The organism is Clostridium psychrophilum, from assembly GCF_018861705.1.
In the GTDB taxonomy this organism is placed as follows: Bacteria; Bacillota; Clostridia; order Clostridiales; family Clostridiaceae; genus Clostridium_AD; species Clostridium_AD psychrophilum.
Genome location: NZ_JAHLEC010000122.1, coordinates 1 through 9,380, shown reverse-complemented (window position 1 = coordinate 9,380; position 9,380 = coordinate 1). Strand labels below are relative to the sequence as shown.

Below are 9,380 nucleotides of genomic sequence, written 5' to 3'. Positions count from 1 at the left end.
AGAAGAAGGAAGAAACAATGTAAATAGATACGGTAATGATTTGCTCGAGCAAATATTATCGAGAGATAATATGAATAAAGCATATAAAAGAGTAAAAGCCAATAAAGGAAGTCATGGTATTGATGGTTTGACAGTAGATGAACTTCTACAATACTTGAAAGAGCATGGACAAGAATTAAGGCAATCATTACTGGAAAGTAGATATAGACCTCAAGCAGTAAGAAGGGTAGAAATACCCAAACCTGATGGGGGAATAAGACTACTCGGAATACCTACTGTAGTAGATAGAGTTGTTCAACAAGCAATCTCGCAAGTTCTAATACCAATATATGAAAAGAAATTTTCAGATAATAGTTATGTTTTAGGCCTTTAAGGAGCGCAAAACAAGCTATTGAGAAATGTAGGGGTTATATCAATACCGGGTATAAATGGGTAGTAGATATTGACCTTTCCAAATACTTTGATACGATAAATCATGATAAGTTGATAAGAATCCTATCGGAAGATATTAAAGACGGTAGAGTAATTTCCCTGATACGAAAGTATCTACAAAGTGGAGTTATGATAAATGGGGTATTTATGAATACTGAAGAAGGAGCACCTCAAGGTGGACTCTTGTCCCCATTATTAAGTAACGTAATGCTAAATGAACTTGATATAGAACTAACAAAGCGAGGACTAAACTTTTGTAGATATGCTGATGATGCGAATATATACGTTAAAAGTGAGAAATCAGCAAATAGAGTAATGAGTAGTATCACAAGATTTATTGAGGAAAAGTTAAAGCTTAAAGTGAACAAAGAAAAGAGTACAGTAGATAGACGTTGGAAACTTAAATTTTTAGGATTTTCGTTTTACCGAGCAAAAGGTGAATATAGAATGAGGGTTCCTCAAAAACCTATAGATAAATTCAGAGCAAAGCTAAAAGAGTTAACTTCAAGAAGTAATGCGATGAGCATGGAATATAGGTTTATGAAACTTAAGCAGGTGATAGTTGGATGGGTAAATTATTTTGCTATTGCAGATATTAAAAGTATTCTTAAGACACTTGATGAATGGTTAAGGCGAAGAATTAGAATGTGTTTTTGGAAACAGTGGAAAAAGATTAAAACAAAATATGGCAACCTTGTTAAGCTAGGGCTGAACGATAATAAAGCTTGGCAATATGCAAATACAAGGAAAAGCTATTGGAGAACATCCAATAGCCCTATATTAAACAAAACATTGACTAATAAATACCTTAAAAATATAGGATTAGTATCTATATCTGAGACATATTTATTAAAACATTAATTTCTATTGAACCGCCGTGTACCGAACGGTACGCACGGTGGTGTGAGAGGTCGCTAAATAAACTAATTATTTAGCTCCTACTCGATTATTCATTATTGGTTTGGGAACATTTTAAAATGAATTCAATAATATTTTTAATAGGTCTGTTAAATTAAGATCTGATATTTAGAATTATATTATTTCTACAGAATCTCCCTTTCTTATTTTACCACCTTTAATTACTTTACAAAACAAACCTCCGCTTGGCAAAAGACTTATTCCAAATGTTCTGCTAACTATACTAGGATGATCCTCTTTACCAATTTGAGTTATCTCTAAAATAGCATTTGTTGCTAATTTAATTTTGCTTCCAACTATCAAACTAGATAAATCTAGCGCATCAATTAGAATATTCTCTGCAAAATCACCTGGCCCAACATTCAAGTTATGTTCTATATTAGCATTTTTAACACTTGACCAATTAAGACAAGATACTTAGCGTCCCCAATTACCTGCGTGTCCATCATTTTCTATACCATAGTTTTCTATGAGATTAGCTTCAGGTATTTCTTTTTTTAGAGTTCCTCTTTCTAGACTAAGTGATATGGAATATATAATTCCCTTGCTCATTTAAATCATTCCTTTCTCTATATAATTTAAAATTGTCTTAATATCTTATTCATTCTTAGAATGCCACTATTGTAAGAAGAAAATATATTAACTTAATTAATTTGCATATAAAATAGGGTTACCTTAGACGACATATAGGGAGAATGTGAATCAAATTTTTATAAGTTCTAATATTTGTTTAGGGTTTTCAAAAATGTAATTTGCATTAATTCCATTCGATGATTTAGCACCCCATAACGCTAATGCAAAATCTAAACCAGCACCAGATGCACAGTTCATATCATATTTAGTGTCACCAATATATATAGTCTTTGATTTATCTACCCCCGACAGTTCAATAAATTTTAAAAGTGGCTCTGGGTTAGGCTTATGTTTTTCTGTATCATCTGCACAAACTACTATTTTAAAGTAATTGCTTAATCCAAAAGGTACAAAATCATTTAGGAACTCTTCTTTAGTTTTTGAAGTAACTATACCTGTTGAAATTCCCATTTCATTTAATTTAACTATAGTTTCCTTAATATCATCAAAAATTTTCACCTGATAAAAATATTCTTTTAAATATATATTCCATTTTTTTAAAGTCTCTAAACTATTAGTTATTCCAAGTTTATCTAATACTACTTCACCTGGAATACCTAAAGCAAATCTTAATTCTTCAAAACTAAAATTTTTATTAAGTTCTTCAAGCGCTAATTTCTGAAGCGATGAAAGAACTGCAAATTCCGTATCTATAAGTGTACCATCAATATCAAATATAATATAATTATACATTACTTACCTCCATATTCTACTATAAATATTCGATATTACAGATATACAATCCTTTAAAAATGTTTTGAGCTGTTTATAAAATGGTATATTATTTTTACTTCCTATTTTGTCAGACTTACATTAAAGTCTGACAATCCATGATTCATATGATATATTGGACCAAATTTATTTTTTAATAATACGTTAACAGCTTTAGGACTTCTACCACCAGAAGCACAGTGCACTAAGAAGGGCTTACCACGAAATTTTTCTAACTCTGTAATTCTTGAGGCAATTTCATTAGCAGGCATTAGGTGAGATCCATTTATATGCCCTGATTTGTATTCGCTCTTACTTCTTGCATCGAGTATAACCAGATTTTTATTATCTCTGATTAGAGAGGCTGCTTCCTTTCCAGAAACATTTTTTACGTTTTTATTAAGTTTAATTATTATTTTAGGTAAAAGCATATATCCGATTACAACAATTAATACTACAGTTAATAAATTATTCATGTTTTTTCTCCTTTGATTTTATATTTTTATATTTACTTGTTAACGTATATTTTTCCGCAATTGGTGCAGCATATAACTTTTCATTATTTATCATGGCTTTAGTTATATTTAGTCTATAATATATACCCCCAGTGGGTATATCGTAACATTTATATTTAATAAATACAATGTATATTTATAATTAATACTACCAGGGGAAAAATGAGTAATATATTAGAAACAAAATCTTATGATGGTTAAAATATTTCAGTATAGGGGTTATATTCTGTAGGAAGATTTTTACAGAAGGACTAAGGACAGATAGTTTAATGATTGGGTCCTTTAGAATTGTTCAATTAGCAAGTTTAGCTGGAGTTTTATTAAGTGCGGTTGTTGAATTTATTATACTTCTTGTTAGTTTTGTATTAGTAAAAGTTGTATGAAAAATATTTTAATGTAGTCTTTAGAATTAAAATATATAGAGGGGAAGGACAGGCTAGCTTCCTCCCATATTTACCAATATAAATTAATTATAAATATTTCTTGATTTCCTCAGCTGAGGGCACTCTTCCCATAATTTTTACTTTTTCATCTACTACTAGAGCAGGCGTTTTCATAACTCCATAAGCAATGATTTTTTTAAAATCAGTTACTTTTTCTATAGTTGCTTCAATGCCCAACTTCCCAACTGCTTTTTTGTGTTTTCCTCTAGTTTTTTACAATTAGCACATCCTGATCCCAAAATTTTAATTATCATAATATTTCCTCCTATAATTTTTTATTATTTATATATTGTTTATACAAATATAAATGAAAATGCATTGAATAAATATCCTATTATAACTATGCCTATTGCAACTATAGTTACAAATATAACTAATAATTTAGGCTTAACAACCTTACTAAGCATAATTATTGATGGAAGTGAAAGTGCTGTTACTGCCATCATAAACGATAATACTGTACCAATACCTACACCTTTTTGAAATAATGCTTCTGCTATTGGTAATGTGCCGAATATGTCAGCATACATTGGTATACCTACTGCCGTAGCCAGCAATACTGCAAAAGGATTGTTATTTCCAACTACAGTTTCTATTATTGATTGAGGTATCCAATTGTGAATCGCAGCACCAATACCAACCCCAATTAAAACATATAGCCAAACCTTGTGAAATACATCTTTGACTTGCTGCCTTGAATAAGATATTCTTTCTTGCTTGGACATGTCAATTATTTCTGCATCCACATTTTTTATTTCTTTTACATAGCCTTCTACATACTTTTCTAGCCCTAATTTATCAATAATGCTTCCACCAACAACTGCTAAAATTAAACCTACTACAACATAGGCTATCGCAATTTTAGCACCAAAGAACGACATTAAAATTAATAATGATGCTAAATCTACGAGTGGTGAAGATATAAGAAAGGAAAAAGTTATTCCAAGGGGCAGCCCTGCTGCATTAAACCCTATAAATATTGGTATACTAGAACAACTGCAAAATGGTGTAATAGTACCAAGTAATGCTCCCAATATATTTCCTTTGATTCCCTTAATGTTCCCAAGAATCTTTTTTGTTCTTTCTGGTGGGAAGTAACTTTGAATATAGGATATAAGAAAAATAAGTACCGATAACAGTATAAATATTTTTATAGTGTCATAAATGAAAAAATGTATACTTCCACCTAATCTTTCTTTAATTGATAATCCAAATATTTTTTCTACAAGCCATCGAATAAGATCTGAAAGCCAAGTCATTCTTAAAATTTCATTATTGATCCAAGTAAATATTTGTGAAATAAGATGCATTATAGTTACCTCCTTTTATAATATTTTTAGCTTTTTCAGTGAAATTAGATATTAGTTTTACATTTTTTTTTGAACATTTCAGCGTATTCATCACCCTTTTGGAGATTTTTCAAATCCTTTTGAATCGTAGCGTAATGTTCTGAATTAAAGATTATTTTTTCAAGTATATCTTTAAGAAGCTCATTATCTTTGTCAATGTAATAGTATATAAACTGTTCTTGTCTTTCATCCTTTACAAAGCCCATATCTCGAAGTTTACCTAAATGCTTTGAAATTTTAGGTTGAGGTTCTTCCAATATCCCTTGAATTTGGCATACACAAAGTTTTTTATGATATAGTAAGACTAAAATCCTCATACGTGTTTCATCAGATAAAACTTTAAATAAATTTATTAACTTTTCCATTGTTTACACACCCTTTAATTAAATTTAAAACATAATGCTTATATACTCATGTGGGTATATAAGCATAATATTCCTAAATGAACGATATGTCAACTTTTATCCCATTACTTTTTAAAATAAAATGAATAGGCTAGAAGTTAACTATAGTATTAAAATAAATGTTTAATTAATTTTAAATTTCTATTGCATTATATTTTATATATGTTATTATATTGTTATATCACAATATCACAATATTAGAATATAACAATATAATATATAATATAAATATAAAATGTATTTTTAAGGGAGGCAAAATTATGTTTAATTCAAAAGTCAAAAATGTTACAGCGGAAGAGGCTTATAAGCTTATAAGTGATAATAAAGATTTTATTATATTAGATGTAAGAACTAAAGATGAATATGATAATGGTCACATTCCAGGAGCAAAACTTGCCCCAGTTAATATTCTTTCTATGAAGCTTGCGCAGCTGAATAAATATAGAGATAAACCAGTACTAGTTTATTGTGCATCCGGTGGAAGAAGCCCAAGAGCAGTCGATACTTTGGTTAATAACGATTTTAAAAATATTTACCATCTAAGTCGTGGAATTTTTTCTTGGAGATACAGCCTAGCAAGATAATATTCAGATGGAAATTAAGAAAAGAGGAAAGGCTATGGATATGGATTACATGAAATATAGCGAAATCGCGGAAATTTTAAAAGTCTTGGCACACCCTATTAGGTTATGTATAGTAATAAATTTATTAGATCAAGGTCAATGTAATGTTTCTCATATGCAGACTTGTTTAAATATACCTCAATCCACTGTATCACAACATCTTCAGAAGTTAAAATATGCTGGGATAATAGAGGGCACAAGGCATGGCCTTAAAGTTAATTATAAAATTAGAGATGAAAGAATAAAAAAGTTAATAAATGCGATTTTAATATTGACTTAATAAGTTAATTATAAGAATAAGAGGAGGAATATTAAAGATGAAAAAAATATTAATTGTAGGTGGTGTAGCTGGTGGAGCTTCAACAGCTGCCAGACTAAGACGACTAGATGAAAATGCAGAGATAATTATGTTTGAAAGAGATGAATATATTTCTTTTGCAAATTGTGGTCTTCCATATTATATCGGAGAAGTAATAAAAGATAGAGATAAGCTTTTAGTACAAACACCTGAGAGTATGAATGCTAGATTTAATATAGATGTTAGAAACAACAGTGAAGTAGTAGCAATTGACACCACTAAAAAGGTTGTAACAGTTAATAGTAAGGTTCGTGGAACTTACGAGGAAAGTTATGATTATTTAGTATTATCACCAGGTGCAAAAGCAATTAAACCTAATATAGAGGGTATAAATAGTAAAAGAATATTTACATTAAGAAATATACCAGATACTGATAATATAAAAAAATATGTAGATGCATTGGGGATTAACAGTGCTGTAGTTGTTGGTGGAGGATATGTTGGCGTAGAAATGGCTGAAAACTTAAAAGAAAGAGGACTTAAGGTTACTTTAGTAGAAGCAGCACCTCATATATTGGCTCCTTTTGATACTGATATTGTTTTAAACGTTGAAAAAGAAATTTCAGATAATGGTGTTGAAATGATTTTAAATGATGGAGTGAAAGCTTTTAAAGATACTGAAAATGGTGTTGAAATAACTTTAAATAGTGGTGCAAAATTAAGTGCTGATATGATAATACTCGCAATAGGAGTATATCCTGATACTAAATTTGCAAAAGAAGCTGGTATCAAATTAGGCGCCAAAGGTCATATTTTAGTAAATGATAAAATGGAAACTAGTGCAGAGGGTGTATTTGCAGTAGGTGATGCTATAGAAGTTATAGACTTTGTGAACAAGACTAATACTGCAATTCCACTCGCTGGACCTGCAAATAAGCAAGGAAGAATTGTGGCTGACAATATAGCAGGAATAAAAACTACGTATAAAGGGACTCAAGGCACAGCAATTTTAAAGGTCTTTGGACTTACAGCAGCAAGTACTGGAAATAATGAAAGAACTTTAACTAGACTTAATATTCCTTATAAAGTTATACTAGTTCATCCAGTTTCACATGCTTCTTATTATCCAGCTGCGCTTCTTATGACATTAAAACTTATTTTTAATGATGAAGGCAGAGTACTTGGAGCTCAAGGCGTTGGTTATGATGGTGTGGATAAGAGAATAGATGTACTTGCTACAGTTATTAGACTTGGTGGAACAGTTGATGATTTAACAGAACTTGAACTTTCTTATGCACCACCTTTTTCATCAGCTAAGGATCCAGTAAACATGGCAGGATTTGTTGCTCAGAATGTACTAGCAGGAAGAATGGATGTGCTCACAACAGATGAATTTATGGCTTATGACAGAGTAAATACAACAGTATTAGATGTGCGTACTGAGATAGAATATAACAATGGACACGTTGAGGGTGCTATAAATATTCCAGTAGATAATCTTCGTGAAAGAATTGGCGAACTTGACAAAAACAAGGAAATTATTGAGTATTGTCAGGTAGGATTAAGAGGATATGTAGCTGCAAGAATTTTATCTCAAAAGGAATTTAAGGTTAAAAACTTAACTGGAGGATATAAATCAGTTTTAAGTTCAAAATTTAAGCTCAATAAAGTAGGCGAAAGTGATAAGATAAAAAGACAGAAAATAGACCCTGATACTCAGGTTATAAAAGATGAAGTAACTATAGAAAATGATAATTATGATAAACTTCTTGATGCATGTGGATTATGTTGCCCGGGTCCATTAATTCAAGTTAAAGCAAGTATTGATGAGCTAAATGATGGTCAAATATTAAAAGTATCAGCATCAGACCCTGGGTTTTATGAGGATATTAGATCTTGGTGTACTAAAACCAATAATGAATTAATGGATTTAAGAAAAGAGAAAGGTATGGTTTACGCATTTATAAAAAAAAAAGATAACAAGTCGACCTCGGTAAATAGATCATTTCCATCAGAAGTACACGAAAAAAACAATAAAACCATGGTAGTTTTTAGTGGTGATTTAGATAAAGCCATTGCAGCCTTTATTATTGCAAATGGAGCAGTTGCAATGGGAAGTAAAGTTACCATATTATTTACCTTCTGGGGTCTTAATATTATAAGAAAACCTGAGAAAGTATCTGTTAAAAAGGGAATAATTGATTCAATGTTTGGATTTATGATGCCAAGAGGAAGCAAGAAGCTTAAACTTTCTCAAATGAACATGATGGGTATCGGAGCTAAAATGATTCGATCAGTAATGAAAAATAAAAATATAAGTTCTCTTGAAGACTTAATAAAATCTGCAATTGATAGTGGAGTGGAAGTAGTTGCTTGCTCAATGTCTATGGATGTTATGGGAATTACAAAGGAAGAACTTATTGATGGAGTGAAAATTGGTGGAGTTGGTTATTACCTAGGTCAAACTGAAGATTCAAATGTAAATCTATTTATATAATAAGAGAAGGAGAGATAGTAAAATGATAAAAGAAATAAGTGATAAAAGTTTTCATAATGAAGTATCTAGTTCAGATATAGCGGTAGTTGTAGATTTTTGGGCATCTTGGTGTGGACCTTGTAAAATGTTAGCTCCTGTTATGGAACAACTTGATAAGGAATATGGTGGTAAAATTAAGTTCGTAAAAGTTAATGTAGATAAAAATCCTGAGCTATCATCAAAGTATAATATTTCAAGCATCCCTACGATTATGGTATTTAAGAATAAAGTAGTAGAAGATAAGATTGTAGGATTTTCACCTAAAAACATTTTAGAAAATAAGCTTAAGAAGTATGTATAGGTGTTAGTAATTTTATAGTATACAAAAAAGTATGGATTATTTAAATAATCCATACTTTTTTGAAATTATACTAATCAAAGCATATTTTTATAGTATTTCAATAATATTGGTGAATTGAAAAAGTAACTTCCACTTTGCAGAGTTAACTTCCACCGTAAAAAGAGTTGAAAAAGTTTTTCAATAAAAAAACGTTTATTTTTGCTATTCTTCTAACAAA

At 30.3% G+C, this 9,380-nt stretch carries 11 protein-coding genes and 3 pseudogenes; 7 read left to right on the top strand and 7 right to left on the bottom strand.

From position 1 onward, the window contains the following. Together KPL38_RS19795 and KPL38_RS20260 are read left to right on the top strand one after the other, a co-directional pair. Positions 1–373, top strand: a pseudogene (locus KPL38_RS19795) (group II intron reverse transcriptase/maturase); the annotation flags it as partial. A gap of 17 nt (positions 374–390) precedes the next feature. Further along, positions 391–1,293: a reverse transcriptase domain-containing protein gene (locus KPL38_RS20260; RefSeq protein WP_312884257.1), complete on the top strand. Its 903-nt coding sequence runs from the start codon at positions 391–393 to the stop codon at positions 1,291–1,293. 171 nt (positions 1,294–1,464) lie between these two features. Here the strand turns inward: KPL38_RS20260 and KPL38_RS16680 are convergent, their stop codons facing one another. The 4 genes from KPL38_RS16680 to KPL38_RS16670 all read right to left on the bottom strand — a co-directional run bounded on the left by KPL38_RS16680 (position 1,465) and on the right by KPL38_RS16670 (position 3,170). After that, positions 1,465–1,716: an MOSC domain-containing protein gene (locus tag KPL38_RS16680; RefSeq protein WP_216290272.1), complete on the bottom strand. Its 252-nt coding sequence runs from the start codon at positions 1,714–1,716 to the stop codon at positions 1,465–1,467. Between the two features lie 51 nt (positions 1,717–1,767). Further along, positions 1,768–1,902 carry a hypothetical protein gene (locus KPL38_RS20115; RefSeq protein WP_281419365.1) on the bottom strand — a complete coding sequence of 45 codons (135 nt, stop codon included), beginning with the start codon at positions 1,900–1,902 and terminating at the stop codon, positions 1,768–1,770. Positions 1,903–2,052: 150 nt separating this feature from the next. Continuing rightward, on the bottom strand, positions 2,053–2,676 hold the full coding sequence (locus KPL38_RS16675) for an HAD family hydrolase (RefSeq protein ID WP_216290271.1): 624 nt from the start codon (positions 2,674–2,676) through the stop codon (positions 2,053–2,055). A gap of 101 nt (positions 2,677–2,777) precedes the next feature. Continuing rightward, positions 2,778–3,170 carry a rhodanese-like domain-containing protein gene (locus KPL38_RS16670; protein WP_216290270.1) on the bottom strand — a complete coding sequence of 131 codons (393 nt, stop codon included), beginning with the start codon at positions 3,168–3,170 and terminating at the stop codon, positions 2,778–2,780. A gap of 255 nt (positions 3,171–3,425) precedes the next feature. Between KPL38_RS16670 and KPL38_RS20405 the strand changes: the two are divergent. Further along, positions 3,426–3,592: pseudogene (locus KPL38_RS20405) on the top strand (prolipoprotein diacylglyceryl transferase family protein); the annotation flags it as partial. Between the two features lie 87 nt (positions 3,593–3,679). On the opposite strand, the pseudogene KPL38_RS16660 reads toward KPL38_RS20405, so the two are convergent. The 3 genes and pseudogenes from KPL38_RS16660 to KPL38_RS16650 all read right to left on the bottom strand — a co-directional run bounded on the left by KPL38_RS16660 (position 3,680) and on the right by KPL38_RS16650 (position 5,366). Next, positions 3,680–3,906 (bottom strand): annotated as a pseudogene (locus tag KPL38_RS16660) (thioredoxin family protein). Between the two features lie 39 nt (positions 3,907–3,945). After that, entirely contained in the window at positions 3,946–4,962 is a 1,017-nt protein-coding gene (locus tag KPL38_RS16655) for a permease (protein ID WP_216290269.1), read from the bottom strand. Between the two features lie 44 nt (positions 4,963–5,006). Further along, positions 5,007–5,366 carry an ArsR/SmtB family transcription factor gene (locus KPL38_RS16650; protein WP_216290268.1) on the bottom strand — a complete coding sequence of 120 codons (360 nt, stop codon included), beginning with the start codon at positions 5,364–5,366 and terminating at the stop codon, positions 5,007–5,009. A gap of 299 nt (positions 5,367–5,665) precedes the next feature. On the opposite strand from KPL38_RS16650, the gene KPL38_RS16645 reads away from it, so the two are divergent. The 4 genes from KPL38_RS16645 to trxA are packed head-to-tail and all read left to right on the top strand — an operon-like array spanning position 5,666 to position 9,163. Beyond that, positions 5,666–5,989, top strand: a complete 324-nt coding sequence (locus KPL38_RS16645; RefSeq protein WP_216290267.1) for a rhodanese-like domain-containing protein — start codon at positions 5,666–5,668, stop codon at positions 5,987–5,989. A 34-nt stretch (positions 5,990–6,023) separates the two neighbouring features. After that, positions 6,024–6,308 carry an ArsR/SmtB family transcription factor gene (locus KPL38_RS16640; RefSeq protein WP_216290273.1) on the top strand — a complete coding sequence of 95 codons (285 nt, stop codon included), beginning with the start codon at positions 6,024–6,026 and terminating at the stop codon, positions 6,306–6,308. Between the two features lie 37 nt (positions 6,309–6,345). Continuing rightward, a complete protein-coding gene (locus KPL38_RS16635) occupies positions 6,346–8,823 on the top strand; it encodes a CoA-disulfide reductase (protein ID WP_216290266.1) in 2,478 nt (825 codons plus the stop codon). Positions 8,824–8,845: 22 nt separating this feature from the next. Continuing rightward, a complete protein-coding gene (gene trxA, locus KPL38_RS16630; RefSeq protein WP_216290265.1) occupies positions 8,846–9,163 on the top strand; it encodes a thioredoxin in 318 nt (105 codons plus the stop codon). Positions 9,164–9,380 lie beyond the last annotated feature (217 nt).